This is a genomic window from Bradyrhizobium sp. CER78, assembly GCF_029846235.1.
Taxonomy (GTDB): domain Bacteria; phylum Pseudomonadota; class Alphaproteobacteria; order Rhizobiales; family Xanthobacteraceae; genus Bradyrhizobium.
The window spans coordinates 45,001-67,580 of sequence record NZ_JARVWP010000014.1 but is presented as its reverse complement, the minus strand read 5'-3'; the positions used below and the strand labels follow the sequence as shown (position 1 = coordinate 67,580).

Sequence of the window (22,580 nt, the reverse complement as noted above, 5' to 3'; positions counted from 1 at the left end):
GCCTGGTCGACCGGGCAGCAAAAAACCCCGGCAACCAATCAAGATTGCCGGGGCTTCGTATCAATTTGGTTGCGGGGATAGGATTTGAACCTATGACCTTCAGGTTATGAGCCTGACGAGCTACCGGGCTGCTCCACCCCGCGTTAAACCGTTGCATGCCTTGCAGAAAGGGTGCCCGAACCTGTCGGCCAACGCTTGTAACGGCGCCGAGCGATCCGTCCGGAGAGCTTCCTGAGAAGGCGACCCGGGCCGAAGCCGTCGGGTGCGGGGCGTATGTATCAACGTGAGGTCGGTTTGGAAAGCCCCGGATGCGGGTTTTTGAGGATTTTGTGACGTCCAAATCACCGGTTTTCCTGACAAATTTACCGCCGGGAACCGGGCCTTGCCAGACCGCACGTAAAAGCGGAGCTTGGCGCCAACAAAATCCGTCAAGGAAACGTCATCCGAGGGGAAACGCCAATGGACCGGCCATTGAAGAGCCCGGGGCTGTACGCGCTTGAGGAGGTCTTTCACCGCCAATTCGAGCTGTCGCGCAGCGAGCCGGCGCCGACCTTGCAGGCGCGGCTGGACCGGCTGCGCCGCCTGCGCGCCGCGCTGACCGAGAACGAGGCGCGATTCGAGGCGGCGATCTCGGCCGATTTCGGCCACCGCTCCACCGTCGAGACCGCGATCGCCGAGACCATGCTGGTGCTCAGCGAGATCAAGCATGCCGCCAAGCACCTCAAGGGCTGGATGGCGCCCGAGAGGATCCCGACCACGGTGCAGTTCGCGCCGGCCAGAAACCGGCTGATCCCGCAGCCGCTCGGCGTGGTCGGCATCATCGCGCCGTGGAACTATCCGCTGCAGCTGACGCTGGCGCCCGCGGTCGCAGCGATCGCGGCCGGCAACAGCGCCATTATCAAGCCGAGCGAGCTGGTGCCGCGGTTTTCCGAATTGCTGATGGAGGCGATCGCGAAGAAATTCGACACCGCCGAGCTCGCGGTCACCGATATCGACGACGACATCGCGAAGGCCTTTGCCGTGCTGCCGTTCGATCATCTGATCTTCACCGGCTCGACCCGAATCGGCCGGCTGGTCGCGGAGGCCGCCGGCCGCAATCTGACGCCGGTGACGCTCGAACTCGGCGGCAAATCGCCCGTCATCGTCGACAGCTCCGCCGACATCGACGAGGCCGCGCAGCGTATCGCCTACGGCAAGCTGCTCAATGCCGGCCAGACCTGCATCGCGCCCGATTACGTGCTGCTGCCGCAAGCCTCGGTGCAGCCGTTCGCGATGCGGCTGCAGGGCCACATGCAGCACATGTTCGGCACCGATCCCAAAAATCCCGACTACACCTCGATCGTCTCGGACCGGCACTACGCGCGGCTCGAGAGCCTCGTCGCCGACGCCGCCGCGAAGGGCGCGACCATCATGCAGCCGGCGGCGCCGAACGATCCCGAGTGGAAGGAGCCTCGCAAATTCCCGCCGACCGTCATCGTCGACGCGACGCCCGAGATGACCGTGATGCAGGAGGAGATCTTCGGGCCGCTGCTGCCGGTCGTGGGCACGCGCGACGCAACGGAGGCGATCGCCTTCATCAACAAGCGCGACCGCCCGCTGGCGCTGTACTGGTTCGGCACCGACAATGCGGCCCGCGACACGGTGCTGGCGCGCACGGTGTCCGGCGGCGTCACCGTCAATGACTGCCTGTTCCATTTCGCGCAGGCCTATCAGCCGATGGGCGGCGTCGGCGCGTCCGGCAGCGGCGCCTATCACGGCGAATGGGGGTTCAAGACGCTGACCAAGCTGAAGCCGGTGTTCTACCGCTCGCGCTTCAACCGGCTCGCCGATCTCTATCCGCCTTACGGCGCGAAGGTCGCGCGGCTGGAGAAGCTGATGCGGATGTTGTCGTAGACGGGTTGTCGTTCCGGGGCGCGAAGCGAACCACAGATGCGCAATTGCGCATCGGGGAGCCTCGAGATTCCGGGTTCGATGCTGGCGCATCGCCCCGGAATGACAATAAGAGGGGGAAACAAAATGACTGACACATTCGATTTCGTGGTGGTGGGCGCAGGCTCCGGCGGCTGCGCGGTGGCGGGGCGGCTGTCGGAGGATCCGGCGACCTCGGTGGCGGTGCTCGATGCCGGCGGCAAGAACGACAATTGGGTGGTGACCACGCCCGGCGCCATCATTCTGATGCTCTCGAGCAAACTCAACAACTGGGCGTTCGACACCGTGCCGCAGAAGGGCCTGAGCGGCCGCATCGGCTATCAGCCGCGCGGCAAGGGCCTCGGCGGCTCCTCGGCCATCAACGCCATGGTCTATATCCGCGGTCATCGCGCCGACTACGACCACTGGGCTTCGCTCGGCAATCCGGGCTGGAGCTACGCCGACGTCCTGCCCTACTTCAAGCGCTCGGAGCATAACACCGAGCTCGACGGCGAATATCACGGCAAGGGCGGGCCGCTCAACGTCACCGGCCTGCAGTCCGACAATCCTGTCAAGGAGATGTTCCTGCAGGGCGCGCGCGAGGCGCAGTTCCGGATCCGCGACGATTTCAACGGCGCCGAGCAGGAAGGCCTCGGCATCTACCAGGTGACCCAGAGGAACGGAGAACGCTGGAGCGCCGCGCGCGGCTATATCCATCCTCACATGGGCCGCCGGCCCAATTTGCGCATCGAGACGCAGGCGCAGGCGACCCGCATCATCTTCGAGGGCAAGCGTGCCGTCGCCGTCGAATACATGCAGGGCAAGGAGAAGAAGGTGCTGCGCGCAAAGCGCGAGGTTATCCTCTCGGCCGGTGCGTTCCAGTCGCCGCAATTGATGATGCTGTCCGGCGTCGGCGATGCCGCGGCGCTCGGCAAGCACGGTATCGCCAGCGTGCATCACCTGCCCGGTGTCGGACAGAACCTGCAGGATCATCCGGATTTCGTGTTCGGCTTCGTCTCCGACGCACCTTATTTCTCGGGACTGTCGTGGGGCGGCATCGGGCGGATCATCAAGGGTATCGGGCAGTATCGGCGCGAGCGGCGCGGCCCGATGACCTCGAACGTCGCCGAATGCGGCGGCTTCCTGAAGACGCGGCCTGACCTCGACGTCCCCGATATCCAGCTGCATTTCTGCATGGCCATGGTGGAAGACCACGGCCGCAAGCCGCGCTGGGGCACCGGCTTCTCCTGCCATGTCTGCCTGCTGCGCCCGGCAAGCCGCGGCTGCGTGTGGCTGAACAGCGCAGATCCCCTGGCAGCGCCTGCGATCGATCCGAATTTCTTCGGCGAGGACAGCGACGTCGAGACCATGGTCGCGGGCTTCAAGATGACCAAGCGGCTGCTCGACACGCCAGCGCTGCGCGCGCTGCAGCAGAAGGACATGTTCACCGCAGATGTCCGCACCGATGACGATATCCGCAAGATCCTGCGGGCGCGCTCCGACACCGTCTATCACCCGGTCGGCACCTGCAAGATGGGCAGCAATGATCCGCTCGCGGTGGTCGATCCGAAGCTACGCGTGCACGGGCTCGAAGGCCTGCGCGTGGTCGATGCCTCGATCATGCCGACCTTGATCGGCGGCAACACCAACGCGCCGACCATCATGATCGGCGAGAAGGCCGCCGACATGATCAGGGCGGAGGCGCGGGCGGGGTAGCGTCATTCCCCGGTGCGCAATTGCGCACCTGAGGGCGCGACGAAGTCGCGAGCCCGGAATCCATTCATCCACGGAACCTGCGGCCCAATAGATTCCGGGCTCGCGCTGACGCGCGCCCCGGAATGACGCCTGTGGTATGGCGAGCGTCGCTGACGAGGATGATTTCTTTACCGGCATCGAATAGGCCGGATATCGACAGGTTGCCGGAAGTGGATAGTTGATCGCTACAATTGTCCTTGATGCAAGCCGGTTTCATCAACCTGGGGACCGTAGGAGATCGGGCAGGAAATCCTTACCCATGAACCTCTTCGATGCCGCCGTGACTCTCGGCTTGTTGTTCGCGGTCGTGACCGGCTTCACGACCGGCCTGCTGCGCAGCGCGGTCACCATCCTGGCCTATCTCGTTGCGATGCCGCTCGCGGTCGCGGTGCTGGCGATGATCGGGCCCCACATCGCGACGCTGCCATCCTCGCCGTTTCCGCCCAACGGGGTGCTGCTGTTCGGCCTGTTCCTAGTGATCGGCGTCATCCTCGGAAAGATGGCACGCACGATGCTCGACGACACCATCGGCTCGGACATCGGGATCGGCGACCGCCTCGGCGGCGCGCTGCTCGGCGCGGTCAGGGTCGGGCTCGTCGTGACCACGCTGGTGCTGGTGTTCGATCAATTAGTGCCGCTGGCCAGGCAGCCGCAATTCCTCAACGGTTCGCAATTGCGGCCGCTGTTCTCCGCGGCCGGACAGGCTGGATTCCGCTCGTTGCCGCCCGAGGCCACCATGGCGATCGAGCGGCTGCGGCGGGAGCAGCGCATATAGCCGATCGAGATGTGGCCAATTGAGTTGACCCGCCCGCTCCTGCCCGGCATGCACTTATGCATTGCACGTCCCTTATCGGCGCGGCCGAGCTTGGCTAGAATGCCGCCATCAAACCTTTACAAACCGACCCGACATCACAGGGAGTGAACACGTGGATCTTGGAATCAAAGGCCGCCGCGCCATCGTCTGCGCATCGAGCAAGGGACTGGGCCGCGCCTGCGCGATCGCGCTCGCCAATGAGGGTGTGCATGTCACGTTGACGGCGCGCGGCGCCGAGGCGTTGAAGCAGACCGCCGACGAGATCCGCAAGGCGCATCCGTCCATCACCGTCACCGAGATCGTCGGCGACATTACGACCCCGGCAGGCCGCGAAGCCGTGCTCAAGGCCTGCCCCGAGCCGGATATCCTGATCAACAATGCCGGCGGCCCGCCGCCCGGCGATTTCCGCAACTGGACCCGCGACGACTGGATCAAGGCGATCGACGCCAACATGCTGACGCCGATCGAGTTGATCAAGGCGACCGTCGACGGCATGATGGCGCGCAAGTTCGGTCGCATCGTCAACATCACCTCGGCGGCGGTGAAGGCACCGATCGAGATTCTCGGCCTCTCCAACGGCGCGCGCGCCGGCCTCACCGGCTTCGTCGCCGGCCTGTCGCGCAAGACCGTAATCAACAATGTCACCATCAACGGCCTGCTGCCGGGCCCGTTCGACACCGATCGTCTGCGCGGCACCGCAAAGCCCGAGGCTGAAAAGCGCGGCATCTCCGCCGACCAGGTCTTGAGCGAGCGCGCCAAGCTGAACCCCGCCGGCCGCTTCGGCCGTCCCGACGAATTCGGCTATGCCTGCGCGTTCCTGTGCGGCGACAAGGCCGGCTTCATCACCGGGCAGAACATCCTGCTCGACGGCGGCGCCTTCCCGGGCACGTTATGAGGGCTGTCTGGTACGAACGGACCGGCGCGGCGCCGACAGTGCTCACCGTCGGCGAGATGCCGACGCCCGACGCCGGCCCTGGCGAAGTCCGCGTTCGCCTTGAGGCCTCCGGCGTCAATCCCGCCGATGTCGGCCGCCGCAGCGGCAACTATCGCGCGATGGAATTTCCACGCGTGATCCCGAACAGCGACGGCGCCGGGATCATCGACCAGGTCGGTGAAGGCGTCACGCGCTTTGCCGTCGGCGACCGCGTCTGGCTGTTCAACGGCCAGCGCAACGGCCGCGCCTTCGGCACCGCGGCCGAGTACATCACGCTTGCCGATTACCTGGTGACGCCGCTGCCGCAGGACGTGTCGTTCGCGGCTGGCGCCACGCTCGGCATCCCCTGCATGACGGCGTGGTGCGCGCTGTTTGCCGACGGTCCGGTCGCGGGCCAGACAGTGCTGGTCACCGGCGGCGCCGGCGCGGTCGGCCACTATGCCGTGCAATTGGCAAAGTGGGGCGGCGCGCGGGTGATTGCGACGGTCAGCTCGCAGGTCAAGGACGTCGAGGCGCGGCTTGGCGGCGCCGACATGGTCGTCAACTACCTCACCGAGGACGTCGTCTCCAAGGTGATGGCCTTCACCGAAAACCGCGGCGTCGATCGCGTGATCGACGTCGATTTCGGCGGCAACCTTGCGACCACGTTGAAGCTCATGGCGATGAACTCGACGATCGCGGTGTACGCCACCAACGGCAACCGCACGCCCACGCTGCCGGTGCGCGAGTTGATGGAGAAGTGCATCACGGTGCGCTCGCTCGTGCTGTTCGCGCTGCCGCCGCCACTGCTTGCCGCCGCGCAGGCCGACATCACCAAATGGCTGGAGTCAGGCACGCGCGTGCACAACATCGCCGGGCAATTCGCGCTCGCCGAGACCGCCGACGCCCATCTCGCCGTCGAGAAGGGCGACAAGATCGGCACCGTGATCGTCGACTGCGCGCGATAGTGCGCGAAGTTTTCCTTCTCCCTCTCCCCGTTCTTCACGGGGAGAGGGTTGGGGTGAGGGGCCGTCACCGCGAACAAGGTGATAGCGGAGTACGCCGAGACTCCCCCTCACCCGGATCGCATCTGTCGATGCGATCCGACCTCTCCCCGCAAGCGGGGCGAGGTAAAGTGAGCAAGCGGCTTCTGCTCCTACTGAATCGGCGTGATGCGCTCGTCGGCGGGCGCGAGGCCGAACTCGTCGAGCCCTTCGGCAAGGAAATCGCCGAGCATCGGCTCGCCCAGCAGATAGCTCGCGGTGCGGCCGTTGCGGCCGCGCGCGGCTTCGCGGCGGAGATCGGCCCACTCCTCGATCGTGCCGTCGCCGCGCCCAAGCCGCATCAAGGCGACGAGGTCGACCTGCTCATCCTCGCTCAGGGCGTCGATGAAGCCTGATATCTCGCGCGCCACCGGGTCGCTGCCGTCATCCTCCAGCACGTCGATCATATCGTCGTCGGCGCCGTTCGAGCCGGAGTCCGGATCGACGATCCCCTCCTTGACGTCGAATTCCCGCGCCTTCTCGATCAAGAAGCCAACCTTTTCAGGGGAGATTGTGAGTTCCGGCATTCGCGCACTCCTTCAGTCGAACGTGGCGGTAACGCGGGAGGCGCCGACTTGATCCATTGCGCCGCCCCGCGGAAACCCGCATGGTCCGGTGAGAGAAACAAGAAAACAGAGGGCACGCCGCATGCATTGGACCGTAGGCAAGGTCAGGATCACAAAAGTCGTCGAACTCGAGACCGTCGGCAGCACGCGCTTCATCCTGCCGCTCGCCGGCCGGGAAGAGATCCTGAGCCTGCCGTGGCTGATCCCGCATTTCGCCAATGAGGACGGCCGGCTCAAAATGTCGATCCATTCGCTGCTGGTGGAGACGCCGGAGCATCGCATCATTGTCGACACCGGGCTCGGCAACGACAAGCAAGGCCGCAACGTGCCGACCTGGAACAACCGCAGCGATCCGTTCCTGGAGAAGCTGACTGCGGCCGGATTTGCCCCTGACAGCATCGACACCGTGCTGTGCACGCATTTGCATGTCGACCATGTCGGCTGGAACACGAAACTCGTCGGCGGCAAATGGGTGCCGACCTTCGCCAATGCGCGTTACGTGTTCGGCAGGACCGAATACGAGCACTGGCGCGACCACAGCGACGATGGAGCGCACGCCGCCGTATTCGCCGATTCCGTGAAGCCGATCGCGGATGCCGGCAAGGCCGAGCTGGTGCCGAGCGATCACCGGTTGAGCGAAGAGATCACGCTGATCCCGACGCCGGGACACAGCCCCGGCCATATGAGCATCCACATCAAGTCCGGCGGCGAGGAAGGGCTGCTGACCGGCGACGTCGCGCACCATCCCTGCCAGATGTATCACCTCGACTGGTCGTCGACCGCGGATTCCGACCAGAAGCAATCGGCTGTGACGCGGCGCGAGTTGTTCTCGCGCTTTGCCGATACACCGACGCTGGTGATCGGCGGCCATTTCAATGCCGGGCACATCAAGCGCGACGGCGACGCGTTCAGGTTCATCGCGCTGGACTGAGCTACACCAAGCTGGCGCGCGCGAGAAAGAGCGCGTCCGCCTCGCTGGCGGCGATCGCGGCCGGATAGGGCAACGCCTTGGCCCGTCCGGGAAGGCTGCGCTCGAGCTCGGCGCGCTCCGCGTCGTCATCGGCGATATAGACGGTGACCCGGATCAGCCGGCCGAGCTCGGCCTTGCGCGCCTTCATCCACAGCACCATCGGCTTTCCGGCGGCGACCTCCGGCTGATCGTTGACGTTGACGATCACGGCGAACGGACGATCCGCGGCAAGCAGTTCGGAGTATTCCGCGGTCCAATCGCAACCGTCCTGCTCGGTCTGCAGGCGGCCGGTGGCGATGAAGATGCCTGGCTCGGCCTCGCGAAAGAATTTCATGGAGACTCCTCGTGATACGGACGGCGCCTCGCCACGCTCATCGGGCAGGTGCGGCGGCAGGGTCACAGATACGTATCGACCGACGGTCGGTCAATAAAACTAAGCCATTTCAAAGCCATTCTAAATATGCGATCTCAGAATCGGATATCAGCCACGGATGGATGCTAACGGCATGATCGGAAAGCGGCAGGCGGCCAAGCGCGACACATCGCGGCACTGGCGGCGGACTCAACCCGCAGAGGTCAGGGTGGACGACCTGATGTCGGCGGCTGCCGCCCTGTTCGTCGCAAAGGGCATCGAGACCACCACGATCGACGAGATCGTCGCCCGCGCCGGCGTCGCGAAGGGCACCTTCTACCATTACTTTTCGACCAAGGTGGACGTGATAATCGCGCTGCGCGCGTGCTTCACGCAGGACTTCCTGTCCCGCGTAGCGGCCGCGATCAATGAGCGCGCTGCGGACGATCACGCCGGACGGCTGTCGGCCTGGCTGCGCGGCGCCGTTGGAACCTATCTTGCCAATGTCGAACTGCATGACGTCGTGTTTCACGACTTCCCGCATCATCAGCGCCAATCGCAGGAAAAGGACGACGTGATCGCCCAGATCGTCGCCGTGCTGGAGGATGGCCGGAAGGCCGGCGTATGGACGTTCCCGGACGCCCGCAGCGCGGCGCTGATCGTGTTCGACGGAATGCATGCCGTGGCCGACGATGCCATCATCGCGGGCACGCGGGATCCCGAGCCGCCGTGCCGGCTGCTGGAAGAGATGTTCACGCGGATGCTGGCCGTGCCGCGCCCGCGATCATGACCGCTATTTGAAAGAACAGCTCGAAACGGCCACGCCGGTAGGTGATGGCTGCAATGCCGTGACCGCGAAGCGGTTGAATTTCCGCCCGCGCTGTTCCATGAAGCGTGTCGAGGTATACCAGTAACAATCCTCAGGACATCGTAGGGAGTGATCAAATGAAGCTTGTTCGTTATGGCGAAAAGGGTGCGGAAAAGCCCGGTCTGATCGATAAATCCGGCCAGCTCCGCGACCTCTCGGCCCATCTGAAGGACCTGACCGGCGACGCCTACGCGCCGGAATCCCTGAAGAAGCTTTCTGCCCTCGATCCGGCCTCCCTGCCCGCCGTCTCCGGCAAGCCGCGCTTCGGCGCGCCCGTGACCGGCATCTCGAAGTTCGTCGCGATCGGCCTGAACTATTCCGACCACGCCAAGGAAACCGGCGCGGCGATCCCGACCGAACCGATCATCTTCATGAAGGCGAACACCTCGCTGTCCGGCCCGAACGATGCGGTCGAGAAGCCGCGCGGCTCGACCAAGCTGGACTGGGAAGTCGAGATCGCCGCGATCATCGGCACCCGCGCCAAGTACGTCTCGGAAGCCGACGCGCTCAACTACGTCGCCGGCTATTGCGTCTGCAACGACGTCTCCGAGCGCAACTTCCAGACCGAGCGCCTCGGGCAGTGGACCAAGGGCAAGTCGCACGACACGTTCGGTCCGGTCGGCCCGTGGCTCGCCACCAAGGACGAAATCGCCGACGTGCAGAACCTGTCGATGTGGCTCGACGTCAACGGCCAGCGCCGCCAGACCGGCTCGACCAAGACCATGATCTTCACGATGGCGAAGTGCATCTCCTACGTCTCGCAGTTCATGACGCTGCTGCCCGGCGACATCATCACCACAGGCACCCCGCCCGGCGTCGGCCTTGGCATGAAGCCGCCGACCTTCCTCAATGTCGGCGACGTCGTGACGCTCGGCATCGAGGGCCTCGGCGAGCAGCGCCAGGAAATCGTCGCGGCTTGAGGTTCGGCGCCGAACACCGGTGCGACCACGTCATTGCGAGCGAAGCGAAGCAATCCATCTATCCAACCAAGCGGATGAATGGATTGCTTCGTCGCTTCGCTCCTCGCAATGACGCTCCAATGCGATAGCTCTACCGAGGAGCCTCCAATGAAACTCACCTTCTCTCCCGCCTCTCCATTCGCCCGCAAGGTGCGCATCGCGGCGATCGAGCTCGGCCTGATCGACAAGATCGAATTCGTGCCGGCCACCGTCGCGCCGGGCACGGCCAACGACGAATATTCCAAGATCACGCCGCTGAAGAAGCTGCCGGTGCTGATCCTCGACCATGGCGACGTGATCCTGGATTCCTATGTCATCGTCGAATATCTCAACGAGATCGGCGGCGGCCGGCTGATCCCGGGCTACGGCCCGCGGCGCTGGAAGCTGAAGACCGATCACTCGCTGCTCAACGGCATGCTCGATTCCATGCTGCTGTGCCGCTACGAGAATATGGTGCGGCCGCAAGGCTCGCTGTGGCAGGCCTGGTACGACGATCACTGGAACAGGGCCTGGGCCGGCATGGCGCGGTTCGAGAACCGGCCCGACGTGCTGGACGGCTCGTCGTTCGACATCGCGCAGATCGGCCTCGTCTGTGTGCTCGGCTATGCCGACTTCCGCTTCGCCGATTGCGGCTGGCGCAAAGCCTATCCAAAACTCGACGCCTTCTACCAGCGAATGCAGGAGCGGCCGTCGGTGAAGATCTCGGCGCCGCCAGCGGCGTAGCAGGGCAAGGCGGGAGGAAATGACGATGCGCCGTCGCTTCCCCCGCTTGCTCATTCTCGGCGCGAGCCTCGCGCTCGCGTTGACGGCCTCATTCACCAATCTGAGGGCCGACGATATGACACCCGGACAACAGGATCATCCTTGCGGATCGCCTGCCGCGCTCGACGACGGCTGGACGACCGCCGCGCCTGAGAGCGTCGGCATGGATGGCGCAAGGCTCTGCGGCATCGCCGCGCGGCTCGGCTTGCGCAGCAGCGAGATCCATTCTGTCGTCGTTGCGCGTCACGGCAGACTGGTGTTCGAACAGTATTTTTCCGGCATCGACCAGCCGTGGGGCTATCCGGAGGGCCGCATCGAATTCACGGCGACGACCAGGCACGACATGCGCTCAGCATCGAAGAGCGTCACGTCGCTGCTGGTCGGCATCGCCATCGACCGCAAGCTGATCGCGAGCGCCGACGAGCCCGTCGTGAAATTCTTCCCCGAGCACCGGTCGGTAAAGTCGGCCGGATGGGACGCGATCAAGCTGCGCCATCTCTTGACGATGTCGTCAGGCATCAAATGGGACGAGACGCTACCCTGGACCCATCCCGACAATGACGAGCCGCACCTGGCCTTCGATGCCGATCCGATCGGCTACGTCCTCGGCAAGCCGATCGCTGCGCCGCCCGACACGTTATGGAATTACAATGGCGGCGGCACGGACCTGCTCGGTAACGTCATCGAGCAGGTCTCCGGCAAACCGCTTGAAGCCTTTGCGCGCGAAACGCTGTTCCAGCCGCTCGGCATCACCGATCTCGAGTGGAAGGCCTATCCGAAGAACGGCAAGGTCGCTGCCGCTGCCGGCCTCCGGCTTCGTCCGCGCGATGCAGCGAAGATCGGCCAGCTCTTGCTCAATGGCGGGAAATGGAACGGACAGCAGATCGTCTCGGCGGACTGGATCGCGCAATCGATCGCACCGCGCTTCCAGGCCGTCGGCTATTTCGGCGGCACGTTGTTCTACGGCTATCAATGGTGGGTCGGCCGATCGCTGTCCGAGGGCAAGGAAGTGAGATGGGTCGGCGCCTTCGGCTGGGGCGGACAGCGCATCATCATTGTCCCTGATCTCGATCTTGTGATGATGACGACGGCAGCCCAGTACGGCCAACCAAAGGAAGGCCTTGCGGCGATGGATATCCTCGCCAACATCATCATTCCCGCCGTGCGCGACGCGCACTGATCCTATCCAAGGAATCACCCATGAGCCTGAAATTTGCCGCCGGCGATCTCACCATTCATCGTATCGTGGAGGAGGAAGGCAAGTTCCTGCCCGCGCAGGACATGCTGCCCGGGCTGACACCGGAGCTGCTTGCGGAGAACCGCGCCTGGATGAAAGCGGCCGGGGCGCTCGACGACAGCGACACGCTGATCCTGGCGTTCCAGTCCTACATCGTGAAGACGCCGCACCACACCATCCTGATCGACAGCTGCATCGGCAACCACAAGCCGCGGCCGGGGCGGCCGAGCTGGAACATGAAGACCGACGACAGCTATCTGCGCGGTCTTGCGTCGGCCGGCTTTTCGGTCGGCGACATCGACTACGTGATGTGCACGCATCTGCATGTCGATCATGTCGGCTGGAATACGCGGCTGGAGAATGGGCGCTGGGTGCCGACCTTCCCGAACGCGCGCTACGTGCTCGACAAGAGCGAGTTCGACTACTGGACCGAGACCAATGCGAAGGCGGAGGTGCCGCCATTCGTCGACAGCGTGCTGCCGGTGGTCGAAGCCAAGCGGGCCGAACTCGTCGGCAATGATTTTGCGATCGGCGATCACATGCGCATCCTGCCGACTCCCGGCCATACCCCGGGTCATGTCGCCTTCACCTTCGGCCGCGGCAAGGACGACGCGGTGTTCGCCGGCGATTTGATGCACTCGCCGATCCAGACGCTTTATCCGGAGCTGTCGCCGAAGTTCGACGTCGACCCGGCGCAGGCCGCAAAGACACGGCGCGGCTTCCTCGAGCGCTATTGCGACACCGAGACGCTGTGCTGCCCCGCGCACTTCCCTTCGCCGTCGGTGGGGAAGATCAGGCGGAAGGGGAACGGGTTTGTGTGCGAGACGGCGTGAGGTGAGCTGAATTCGCGGCGAGCTCGCTGCCACCCTCCCCTGGAGGGGGAGGGTCGGCTCACAGCGAACGAAGTGAGATGTGAGGCGGGGTGGGGTGATCTCTCCACTCGGGCACTGCCCGATACGACAGACCTTCACCCCACCTCGGTTCGCACTTCATGCGAACCGATCCTCCCCCTCCAGGGGAGGATGAAGAGCGCACCTTCTCAATCGAACAGGCTCGCTCAATCGAATAAACTCGGCGTATGGTTCACCGCCGCGCCTTCGATCTGCAGCATCTTCAGCTTGGTCACGACGCCGCCATTGGCCGAGAAGCCGCCCGGCTTGTTGCCGGCCGCAAGCACCCGGTGGCACGGCACCACGATCGGGCACGGGTTGCGGCCCAGGGCCTGGCCGACGTCGCGCGACAGTTCGACGCCGCCGAGCTGCTTGGCGATGTCGCCATAGGTCATGGTCTTGCCCGGCGGAATCTTGCGCGCGATGTCGTAGACGCTGCGGTTGAACTCCGGCACGCCGTCGAGATCGAGCACGATGTCGGCGAGGTCGTTCGGCTTGCCGGCGAGCAGCTCGATCATGCCGTCGATTGCGTGCTGCACCTCCGCCGGCGGAGCCGCCTCGGTGACGTCGCCGTTGCGCTGAGCAATCCGCTTGCGGGTCTTCTCTTCATTGCCCATCGGCAGCTGCACGCCGGTGACGCCGTGCTCGCCCCAGACGACGCCGCAGGCGCCGATCATGGTCTCGAAGATTGCAAAATGCTGGCCGGTCATGGCTCGCTCCAGATGTTCCTTCATATATTCATTCGGCTCATATCTTTGAGCCTGCTGTTGATCTGAAATCTAGGCTTGGAGAATGTTGCTATCCACCCGAATTCCGTGGGAACTTCGGCTAAATCAACAACATCCCTGCCCTCCGCGAGCCCTCAAAAATGCACAGCCTCCACGTCAACGGTTTCGACATGCCCTATCTCGATATCGGAGAGGGCCCGCCGCTGGTCTGCGTGCATGGCTCGCTGTGCGATTTCCGGATCTGGTCGGCGGTGCTCGGCCCGCTGACGCGCCACCATCGCGTGATCGCGGTCAGCCTGCGGCATTTCTTCCCGGCACATTGGGACGGCGTTGGCGACACCTATTCGATCGCGCAGCATGTCGACGATGTCATCGCCTTCATCGAGGCGTTCGATACCAAACCGGTCGACCTGATGGGACATTCCCGCGGCGGCCACATCTGCTTCCGAGCCGCGCAGCGGCGGCCGGACCTGCTGCGCAGGCTGATCCTGGCCGAGCCCGGCGGTGAGCTCGACGAAAGCCTTGATCCGGATTTCAAGCCCGGCCCCTCACCGCTGGCAGCACGTTTCGCGGCATGTGCCGCGGAAATCGCCAAGGGCGATATCGACGGCGGTCTGCAGATATTCATGGACGCGCTCGAGGGCCCCGGCGCCTGGAAGCGGATTCCAGCGACCTCCAAGCAGCTGCTCCGCGACAATGCGACTACGCTGATCGGCCAGACCCGCGACCAGCGGCCGCCGTTCTCGAAGGCGGACGCCGAGGCGATCAAGACGCCGACGCTGTTCATCGGCGGCGCCAACACCAAGGGCGTGCTGCCGAAGGTGCTGCACGCCCTTGCCGCCAATGTAAAGGGTTCGCGCACCGAGATGATCCCCGGCACCACGCATCCGATGTTCGAGCAGGCTCCGCAGCGCTATAGCGAGATCGTGCTGGAGTTTCTTGCCGCATAGGCAGAGCACCCTCTCCCCTTGTGGGAGAGGGGGCACCATCATCTGCTCGGCGACAGATACTCTCACACCTTCCACGCACCAACCGGCTGCCGCACGGCGACCTTCAGCCGATTCCAGACATTGATCGCCGCGATGCCGAGCACCAGGGACGCCAGCTGCTGCTCGTCGAAATGCTTGGCAGCCTCGTCCCACACCGCGTCCGTCACCGGGTCCTCGCGGTCGCTGAGCCGGGTCACCGCTTCCGTCAGCGCCAGCGCGGCGCGCTCGGCGTCGGTGAAATACGGCGTGTCGCGCCAGGCACCGACCGCGAACAGCCGCTCATCGGTCTCGCCGGCGCGCCGGGCGAGCTTCGGGTGCATGTCGACGCAGACGCTGCAGCCGTTGATCTGGCTGGCGCGCAGATGCACCAGTTCGAGCAGCTTTTCCGGCAGCGCCGGCTTGGTGCTCTCGCTGAGCGCCTGCAGCGCCTTCATGGCCTCGGGAACAACCATCACCGGGTGGTTCATGCGGGCTTTCATCATGTCACTCTCCTGATTTGCCTTTTGACGCCGCCGTGCCGATCTGCTGTCACATCGTCCGGGTTTCGTTCGTCATGGCCATGACGGAGCGGACCAAGGGAATGTGACCAATGGACGAGAAAAAATTTCTGGCCGAACAGTTCGAGGCCAACCGGCCGCGCTTGCGGGCGGTGGCCTACCGCATGCTGGGCTCGACCGCCGAGGTCGACGATGCCGTGCAGGAAGCCTGGCTGCGGCTCGGCCGCACCGATGCCGCTGCGGTCGACAATCTCGGGGGATGGCTAACCACGGTGATCGCGCGGATCTGCCTCGACATGCTCCGCTCACGCAAATCGCGCCGCGAGGAGCCGATCGGTCCGCACGTGCCGGAGCCGATCGCTGACAATCCGTCGGAGCGCGAGACCGAGATGGCTGACTCCGTCGGCGCGGCGCTGCTCGTGGTGCTGGAAACGCTGGCGCCGGCCGAGCGGTTGGCGTTTGTATTGCACGACATGTTCGCGGTGCCGTTCGAGGAGATCGCGCCGATCGTCGGACGCACGCCGGCCGCAGCACGGCAGCTCGCCAGCCGTGCGCGGCGCCGCGTACAGGGCGCGCCGCCCGCGCCGGATGCCGATCTCGGCCGGCAGCGCGGCATCGTCGAGGCCTTTCTGGCCGCATCCCGCAACGGCGATTTCGAAGGGCTGCTCGCAGTGCTCGCGCCCGACGTCGTGGTGCGCGCCGATCAGGCGACGCAGCGGCTCGGCTCGCTGCCGGTCATCCGCGGCGCAACGGCTGTGGCGCAGAGCTTCAAGGGACGCGCGCAGGCGGCGAGGCCGGCGCTGGTCGATGGCGAGATCGGCGTCGCCGTCATCTTCGGCGGCGCGCTGCGGATCGTGCTGCGGGTCACGATTTCAGGCGAGCGGATCGCGGCGATCGATGCGACCGCCGAGCCGGCCGCGATCGAAGCACTCGATGTCGAGGTGCTCGATCGCAATTGACGCGGCTGGAGACCATCAAGTCGCGATGCTAGTGTCTCCCTGCAATTATGCGGGGAGGACAATCATGAAATTATCGATCAAATTGCTCGCGTCGGCCGGCTTGCTCGCGCTCGCCTCATCCCCCGCCTTTGCTGCCGCGGATGAAAAGCTGCGTGCGGCGGCCGAGCAAGCCCAGCCTGCCGTGATCGAGAGCCTGCACGATATGGTGCTGATCGAGTCGGGCTCGAGCGATGTCGAAGGCCTGAAGAAGATGGCCGACTACACCGAAGCGCGGCTGAAGGTGCTCGGCGCCAAGACCGAGCGGCGCAAGACCACGAAGGGCGCCGGCGCCGACATGGTGATCGGCACCTTCGAAGGCACCGGCAGCAAGAAGCTGATGCTGATCGCGCACATGGATACGGTCTACGAGCACGGCATCCTCGACAGCCAGCCCTACAAGGTCGACGGCAACAGGATCTATGGACCCGGTATTGCCGACGACAAGGGCGGCATCGCCGTCATCCTGCATTCCCTGAAGATCCTGAACGATGCGGGCTGGCGCGACTACGCCAAGCTCACCGTGTCGTTCAATCCGGATGAAGAGGTCGGCTCGATCGGCTCCGGCGAGATCATCGCCGAGCTCGCCGACCAGCACGACGTGGTGCTGTCCTGCGAGCCGACCGCGGCGCCGCCGGTCGCCAGGAATGAAAGCCTGCTGCTCGGCGCCAGCGGCACCGCGACCGGCACGCTGGACGTGAAGGGCAAGGCCTCGCATGCCGGCGCCGCGCCGCAGCTCGGCCGCAACGCGCTGATCGAGCTCGCGCATCAATTGCTGCAGACCCAGGACGTCGCCAAATCGATTCCGGGCACGCAGCTGAACTGGACCACCGCGAAGGCCGGCACCGTGCGCAACCAGATCCCCGATCATGCCTCTGCCGGCGCCGACATCCGACTCACCATTCCAGACGGCGTGCAGAAGCTGCAGGCCGCGCTTGACGAGAAGGTGAAGGACAGGCTGATCCCGGACACCGAAGTGAGCGTGAAGGTCGTCGCAGGCCGCCCACCCTTCGTCGCGAATGATCGTGGCCGCGCGCTCGCCAAGCAGGGCCAGGCGATCTATGCCGAGCTCGGACGCACGCTGGATATCGCGGAAATGACCGGCGGCGCCACCGACGCCGGCTACGCCGCGCGCAGCGGCAAGGCGACCGTGGTCGAAAGCTTCGGCCTCGCCGGTTGGGGCTATCACGCCCGCGACGAATATATCGACACCAACTCGATCGTGCCGCGGCTCTATCTGATGACGCGGATGTTGATGGAGCTGGGCGAGGCGAAGTAGCGGGGCGAAGGCGCACAACGGCATCGCGTTGACACAGCAGCGCCAGTCGTTCGCGCCGGCACCCGGGGCCCCTCTCCGCCCACTTTCACTTGCGGGGAGGCCCGTTGCCAAAATATCGAAAACAACCCCATGCAAAGGAGCCGGTGGCCGGCGCTCGACCGGCTACTTGATGCTTCGCCGAGCGACTGATGCTGGCTGATCACCGGAACCGATGCGAACGCCGGACATCTTCAACTCGCAGAAAAATGACGACCGATCAATTGCTTAGCTCCACCGCGAATTGGAGTCTTGACCGCTCGCACAACCGGCAGTAGCCTGTTTCGAACACGGAATTCCGTATTCCAAATTGGACAGGCTGCATGATCCCGTTGGATCCGCTTCCGAACCTCATCGACCAGGTCTACGGGCGGCTGCTCGAGGCGATCATCGACCGCACGTTGCTGCCCGGCCAGCGCATCACCCAGAACGAACTTGCGGAAAAGCTCGGCGTCTCGCGCCAGCCGATCTCGCACGCGCTGCATCTGTTGCATCGCCAGGGCCTGGTCGCGGAAAGCGGCAAGCGCGGCTTCGAGGTGACGCAGCTCGATCCGCAGCGCATCCGCGAGCTCTATGAAGTGCGCGGCGCCATCGACGCGCTGGCGGCGCGGCTTGCCGCGACGCGCGTGAAAGCGGATGCCGCGGCACGCGCACAGCTCGAAAGCGCGCTCGAAGCCGGACGCGCGATCGACGACAACGCACCGCTGGCGCGCTTGATCGCGCTCGACGTCGACTTCCACAGCGCGATCTACCGGCTCGCCGGCAATTCCGCGATCGAGGAAATGATCGCGCCGCAATGGCCGCATATGCGCCGCTCGATGGCGACCGTGCTCGCCGAACTCGATTACCGCGACAGCGCCTGGATCGAACACGAGACCATCGGTGCGCATATTTTCTCCGGCAATGCGGATGCTGCCGAAGCTGCCGCGCTGGCGCATGCGCAGACGGCGGGGCGGATGACGGAAGAGAAGCTGAGGGCAATCGACGTGGCGGCGTAGTTAGGCCGTCGTTCCGGGGCGGTGCGAAGCAGCGAACCACAGATGCGCAATTGCGCATCGGGGAACCTCGAGATTCCGGATCCACGCTTCGCTTGTCCCGGAATGACAATGAAAAACAACAGGAGGAAAGCACCATGAAACTGACCCAAGAGCAGGTCGAATTTTTCCATCGCGAAGGCTGGCTGTTCCTGCCCGAGCTGTTCAGCCAGGAAGAGGTCGATTTCCTCGCACGTGAGGCCGTCTCGATCTATGACGCCAACCGCCCCGAGGTGTGGCGTGAGAAGAGCGGCGCGCCGCGCACCGCATTCGCCGCGCATCTCTACAACGAGGCGTTCGGTATCCTCGGCGCGCATCCGCGCATGATCGACCCCATCGAGCAGCTGTTCGGCGAGAAGGTCTACATGCACCAGTTCAAGATCAACGCGAAAGCGGCCTTCACTGGCGACGTCTGGCAGTGGCACCAGGATTACGGCACCTGGAAGCGCGACGACGGCATGCCGGAGCCGCGCGCGATGAACATCGCGATCTTCCTCGACGAGGTGATGCCGATCAACGGCCCGTTGATGCTGGTGCCGCAGAGCCAGACCGCGGGGGACCTGAAGGCGTCGCACGACCTCGAAACCACGTCTTACCCGCTGTGGACGCTGGACGAGGAGACGGTGACGCGTCTGGTGAAACAGGGCGGCATCGTCGCCCCGACCGGCAAACCCGGCGGCATGCTGATGTTCCACGGCAATCTGGTGCACGGATCGAGCGGCAACATCACGCCCTACCCGCGCAAGATCGTCTATTTGACGCTGAATGCGGTCTCGAACTACATCCGCACCCCGACGCGGCCCGACTACATCGCGCACCGCGACTTCACGCCGATCCAGACCGTGGCCGACGACGCGCTGCTGCGCCTCGCCCGTGCGCCGCGGCAAGCGGCGGAGTAGAGTCATAGTCAGTCATTCCGGGGCTCGCGAAGCGAGAACCCGGAATCTCGAGATTCCGGGTTCGACGCTAACGCGTCGCCCCGGAATGACTCTTTGCATTGGAAAGCATCATGAACCTGCATCACCTCCTCAAAACCCGCACCGCCGCCGGCAAGCCGGTGCGCGTCGTGCTGATCGGCGCCGGAAAATTCGGCTCGATGTTCCTGTCGCAGGTGCCGCACACGCCGGGGCTCGAGGTGCCCGTGATCGTCGATCTCGACCGCGATCGCGCCCGCGAGGCGTGCCGCACGGTCGGGTGGGACGACGCGCGGATCAGCGCGACCACCTTCACCGACGACGGCGCGCGCGCGATCGCCGGCGGCGCGTTCGATGTCGTGGTGGAAGCGACCGGCAATCCGGCGGTCGGCATCCGCCACGCCCGCGCGGCAATCGCCGCCGGCAAGCATGTCGTGATGGTCAATGTCGAGGCCGACGTGCTGGCCGGCCCGCTGCTCGCCGAAGAGGCGCGCAAGGCCGGCGTAGTCTATTCGCTCGCCTATGGCGACCAGCCGGCGCTGACAGCTGAAATGGTCGATTGGGCGCGCGCCACGGGCTTTCGCGTCATCGCCGCCGGCAAGGGCACGAAATACCTGCCGGCCTATCACGACGTGACGCCGGAAGGCGTGTGGCAGCATTACGGGCTCACCGCGGGCGAGGCGCAATCCGCCGGCATGAACCCGCAGATGTTCAACTCCTTCCTCGACGGCACCAAATCCGCGATCGAGATGGCCGCGATCGCCAACGCCTGCACGCTCGACGTGCCGTCCGAGGGATTGCTGTTTCCGCCCTGCGGCGTCGACGATTTGCCGCATGTGATGCGACCGCGTGAGGCGGGCGGCGTGCTGGAGAAATCCGGCATCGTCGAAGTGGTGTCGTCGCTGGAGCGCGACGGCCGTCCGGTGTTTCGCGATCTGCGCTGGGGCGTCTATGTGGTGCTGGAGGCGCCGAACGACTACGCCGCCGATTGCTTCAGGCAGTACGGCCTCAAGACCGATGCGTCCGGGCGCTATGCGGCGATGTACAAGCCCTATCATCTGATCGGGCTCGAGCTGAATATTTCGGTGCTGTCGGCGGCGCTGCGCAACGAGCCGACCGGGCAGCCGCGCGGCTTCCGCGGCGACGTCGCGGCAGTGGCGAAGCGCAATCTGCGCGCCGGCGAGATGCTCGACGGCGAAGGCGGCTACACGGTGTGGGGCAAACTGATGCCCGCCTCCGCCAGCCTCGCCGCCGGCGCACTGCCGATCGGGCTCGCGCATCGGGTCAAGCTGAAGAACGGCGTCGCCCATGGCGCCGCGGTGCGCTGGAGCGACGTCGAGGTCGATGAGGCGAACGACACGATCAAGACGCGCAAGGCGATGGAGCAGGCGTTTTCGCGGTAGCGCTGGCTTTCACCTCTCCCCGTTCTTGACGGGGAGAGGCGAAGGCCGCCTTTGGCGGCCGTTCTCAAGAACGCCGAAGCTGAGCTTCGGCTATGTCGCATCGCAGATGCGATCCGGGTGAGGGGCAAGGCACGCGGCTCAACAAGCAGCGAAGTGCTCGCCGGATGGAAGCCCCTCACCCCAACCCTCTCCCCGCAAGCGCGGGGCGAGAGAGTTGCGAGAGCCCGCCCGATCGGCTCACGGCAATAGCCGGCTCGCTTTCGCCAGCCTGAACCACTTCCGGAACATCACTTCCGTATCCATCATCTCGGTGAAGCCGGCCTGGTTGATCTTCACCGTCGACACGATCGAGGGCGGACCGGGCTCGGCCTGGCCATAGCGCATGCTGTAATCGGCATACTGGAACGACAGGCCGACGAACTCTTCCAGACCCGGCGCGATCAGATCGTGCTTCCTGCGCAGCTCGTCCCAGGCCGCATTCCATTGCGGCCAGGTCTGCGCCAGCGACAACGGCACGTGCTTGCCCGGCGTCATCTCGAGCGCATCAGCGACCGCCGGCCAGATATTCTCCCAGGTGAAGACGTCGCCATTGGTGACGTTGAAGGCTTCATTGCGCGCGCTCTCGGCCTCACCGGACCAGGCGATCGCGCGGGCCAGCAGATCGACGTCGACGGCCTGCGCGACGCGGGGCGCGCCGCCGGGATAATCGAGCGGCTTGCCCTGCTCGCGCAACATTGCCGCATAGACGCCGAGCGGCGGGATCAAATCCATTGCCCCGCCCATGGCTTCGCCGATGATCAGCACCGGACGCAGGATGCTCCAGTGCCAGCTTTTGCCGCGCTGCAATTCACGCAGGAAATTCTCCTGCGCCCAATAGAAGTTCGGCTGCTCGTACATTTCCGAGCGGCCCTCGCGCGCTGGCACGGTGAGCGGCCGGACATGCACGCCATAGGCCTTGGTGCCCTGCAGCAGCGCGACATGCTTGAGGCCAGGCGCGACCGGTTCGAGCACGCCCATCAAATTGCGCAGCATCCGGTCGTTGGTTTCGATCTGCCCGACATCGCGCCAGCCATCGACCAGGTTCGGCGCCTCATAGAGCGCGGCATAGATCAGATGGGTTGCGCCGCCGAGTTCGGCCGCGGCGCGACGGCAATCCTCGGCATTGGTCAGGTCGATTCGCACATGCTGCGCGCCGTAGAGATCGCGCGGCTTGCGGCGCGACAGCGCGATGCGCTCGCAATCATCGGATGCGCCGAAGTGTCGCAAGGCGGCGTTGCCGACGAGGCCGGTCGCGCCGGCGACCACGACTTTCTTGTTGGCCATGTCCTTGAACTCCCGTCACTCGCTGCTTGCGTAGCAGATCGCGGCGCCGCCCGCAGCCTATCGCGCGGGTATCAGATGAGACCAACGGCAGATCTTCCTTCCCAACTGCAACGAAGCCAGGCGTCTGATTTCCGCCGGTTTGCACCGCCGTCATTGCGAGGAGCGGCAGCGACGAAGCAATCCATTTCTCCGCTTGAGGCCGGGATGGATTGCTTCGCTTCGCTCGCAATGACGGGGATAGAGCAGTGCGCGCTATTTCGGTCATCCTGATGCCGGGCGCTCTGTGAGAAAATAAAAAACCCCGGAGAATATCTCCGGGGCTCATTTTGATTCGGGTTCGATTCG

22 protein-coding genes and 1 tRNA gene are annotated in these 22,580 nt (G+C 64.9%); 17 read left to right on the top strand and 6 right to left on the bottom strand.

The features are described 5' to 3' along the window. Positions 1–66 precede the first annotated feature (66 nt). Positions 67–143, bottom strand: a tRNA-Met gene (locus QDT69_RS26655). A gap of 316 nt (positions 144–459) precedes the next feature. Between QDT69_RS26655 and QDT69_RS26650 the strand changes: the two genes are divergently transcribed. The 5 genes from QDT69_RS26650 to QDT69_RS26630 all read left to right on the top strand — a co-directional run bounded on the left by QDT69_RS26650 (position 460) and on the right by QDT69_RS26630 (position 6,358). Further along, entirely contained in the window at positions 460–1,893 is a 1,434-nt protein-coding gene (locus QDT69_RS26650; protein ID WP_279709459.1) for an aldehyde dehydrogenase family protein, read from the top strand. A gap of 123 nt (positions 1,894–2,016) precedes the next feature. Then, a complete protein-coding gene (locus tag QDT69_RS26645; protein ID WP_279709458.1) occupies positions 2,017–3,624 on the top strand; it encodes a choline dehydrogenase in 1,608 nt (535 codons plus the stop codon). A gap of 298 nt (positions 3,625–3,922) precedes the next feature. Further along, positions 3,923–4,438, top strand: coding sequence for a CvpA family protein (locus tag QDT69_RS26640; protein WP_279709457.1), 516 nt, complete (start codon positions 3,923–3,925; stop codon positions 4,436–4,438). A 151-nt stretch (positions 4,439–4,589) separates the two neighbouring features. Further along, the gene (locus tag QDT69_RS26635) at positions 4,590–5,372 is read left to right on the top strand and encodes an SDR family oxidoreductase (protein ID WP_050422723.1); all 783 of its coding nucleotides are present in this window, start codon (positions 4,590–4,592) and stop codon (positions 5,370–5,372) included. Beyond that, positions 5,369–6,358, top strand: a complete 990-nt coding sequence (locus QDT69_RS26630; RefSeq protein WP_279709456.1) for an NADPH:quinone reductase — start codon at positions 5,369–5,371, stop codon at positions 6,356–6,358. Before QDT69_RS26635 ends, QDT69_RS26630 begins: the two co-directional genes overlap by 4 nt. A gap of 188 nt (positions 6,359–6,546) precedes the next feature. Here the strand turns inward: QDT69_RS26630 and QDT69_RS26625 are convergent, their stop codons facing one another. Then, positions 6,547–6,960: a DUF3775 domain-containing protein gene (locus QDT69_RS26625; protein WP_279709455.1), complete on the bottom strand. Its 414-nt coding sequence runs from the start codon at positions 6,958–6,960 to the stop codon at positions 6,547–6,549. Between the two features lie 121 nt (positions 6,961–7,081). On the opposite strand from QDT69_RS26625, the gene QDT69_RS26620 reads away from it, so the two are divergent. Beyond that, on the top strand, positions 7,082–7,930 hold the full coding sequence (locus QDT69_RS26620; protein ID WP_279709454.1) for an MBL fold metallo-hydrolase: 849 nt from the start codon (positions 7,082–7,084) through the stop codon (positions 7,928–7,930). Between the two features lies 1 nt (position 7,931). On the opposite strand, the gene QDT69_RS26615 is transcribed toward QDT69_RS26620, so the two are convergent. After that, the gene (locus QDT69_RS26615) at positions 7,932–8,303 is read right to left on the bottom strand and encodes a hypothetical protein (protein WP_279709453.1); all 372 of its coding nucleotides are present in this window, start codon (positions 8,301–8,303) and stop codon (positions 7,932–7,934) included. A 172-nt stretch (positions 8,304–8,475) separates the two neighbouring features. Between QDT69_RS26615 and QDT69_RS26610 the strand changes: the two genes are divergently transcribed. From QDT69_RS26610 to QDT69_RS26590, 5 genes are all read left to right on the top strand, one after another. Continuing rightward, a complete protein-coding gene (locus QDT69_RS26610; protein WP_279709452.1) occupies positions 8,476–9,111 on the top strand; it encodes a TetR/AcrR family transcriptional regulator in 636 nt (211 codons plus the stop codon). 155 nt (positions 9,112–9,266) lie between these two features. Then, positions 9,267–10,109, top strand: a complete 843-nt coding sequence (locus tag QDT69_RS26605; RefSeq protein ID WP_279709451.1) for a fumarylacetoacetate hydrolase family protein — start codon at positions 9,267–9,269, stop codon at positions 10,107–10,109. Between the two features lie 147 nt (positions 10,110–10,256). Next, positions 10,257–10,871, top strand: a complete 615-nt coding sequence (locus QDT69_RS26600; protein ID WP_279709450.1) for a glutathione S-transferase family protein — start codon at positions 10,257–10,259, stop codon at positions 10,869–10,871. 25 nt (positions 10,872–10,896) lie between these two features. Next, positions 10,897–12,090 carry a serine hydrolase gene (locus QDT69_RS26595; RefSeq protein WP_279709449.1) on the top strand — a complete coding sequence of 398 codons (1,194 nt, stop codon included), beginning with the start codon at positions 10,897–10,899 and terminating at the stop codon, positions 12,088–12,090. 20 nt (positions 12,091–12,110) lie between these two features. Then, complete coding sequence (locus QDT69_RS26590; RefSeq protein ID WP_279709448.1) at positions 12,111–12,980, top strand: MBL fold metallo-hydrolase; 870 nt, start codon at positions 12,111–12,113, stop codon at positions 12,978–12,980. 224 nt (positions 12,981–13,204) lie between these two features. Here the strand turns inward: QDT69_RS26590 and QDT69_RS26585 are convergent, their stop codons facing one another. Then, entirely contained in the window at positions 13,205–13,747 is a 543-nt protein-coding gene (locus QDT69_RS26585; RefSeq protein WP_279709447.1) for a methylated-DNA--[protein]-cysteine S-methyltransferase, read from the bottom strand. 158 nt (positions 13,748–13,905) lie between these two features. Between QDT69_RS26585 and QDT69_RS26580 the strand changes: the two genes are divergently transcribed. Beyond that, positions 13,906–14,715 (top strand): alpha/beta hydrolase, encoded by an 810-nt coding sequence (locus QDT69_RS26580; RefSeq protein WP_279709446.1) that lies wholly within the window; start codon positions 13,906–13,908, stop codon positions 14,713–14,715. Between the two features lie 62 nt (positions 14,716–14,777). Here the strand turns inward: QDT69_RS26580 and QDT69_RS26575 are convergent, their stop codons facing one another. Then, positions 14,778–15,233 (bottom strand): carboxymuconolactone decarboxylase family protein, encoded by a 456-nt coding sequence (locus QDT69_RS26575; protein ID WP_279709534.1) that lies wholly within the window; start codon positions 15,231–15,233, stop codon positions 14,778–14,780. 110 nt (positions 15,234–15,343) lie between these two features. On the opposite strand from QDT69_RS26575, the gene QDT69_RS26570 reads away from it, so the two are divergent. The 5 genes from QDT69_RS26570 (at position 15,344) to QDT69_RS26550 (ending at position 20,912) form a co-directional block, all read left to right on the top strand. After that, positions 15,344–16,210, top strand: a complete 867-nt coding sequence (locus QDT69_RS26570) for a sigma-70 family RNA polymerase sigma factor (RefSeq protein ID WP_279709445.1) — start codon at positions 15,344–15,346, stop codon at positions 16,208–16,210. Between the two features lie 64 nt (positions 16,211–16,274). Continuing rightward, positions 16,275–17,525: a M20/M25/M40 family metallo-hydrolase gene (locus tag QDT69_RS26565; RefSeq protein ID WP_279709444.1), complete on the top strand. Its 1,251-nt coding sequence runs from the start codon at positions 16,275–16,277 to the stop codon at positions 17,523–17,525. A 359-nt stretch (positions 17,526–17,884) separates the two neighbouring features. Beyond that, complete coding sequence (locus tag QDT69_RS26560) at positions 17,885–18,559, top strand: GntR family transcriptional regulator (RefSeq protein WP_279709443.1); 675 nt, start codon at positions 17,885–17,887, stop codon at positions 18,557–18,559. A 134-nt stretch (positions 18,560–18,693) separates the two neighbouring features. After that, positions 18,694–19,494, top strand: a complete 801-nt coding sequence (locus tag QDT69_RS26555) for a phytanoyl-CoA dioxygenase family protein (protein WP_074128172.1) — start codon at positions 18,694–18,696, stop codon at positions 19,492–19,494. 110 nt (positions 19,495–19,604) lie between these two features. After that, the gene (locus QDT69_RS26550) at positions 19,605–20,912 is read left to right on the top strand and encodes a Gfo/Idh/MocA family oxidoreductase (protein WP_279709441.1); all 1,308 of its coding nucleotides are present in this window, start codon (positions 19,605–19,607) and stop codon (positions 20,910–20,912) included. Between the two features lie 237 nt (positions 20,913–21,149). On the opposite strand, the gene QDT69_RS26545 is transcribed toward QDT69_RS26550, so the two are convergent. Continuing rightward, a complete protein-coding gene (locus tag QDT69_RS26545; protein WP_279709439.1) occupies positions 21,150–22,235 on the bottom strand; it encodes an NAD-dependent epimerase/dehydratase family protein in 1,086 nt (361 codons plus the stop codon). Positions 22,236–22,580: the final 345 nt, after the last annotated feature.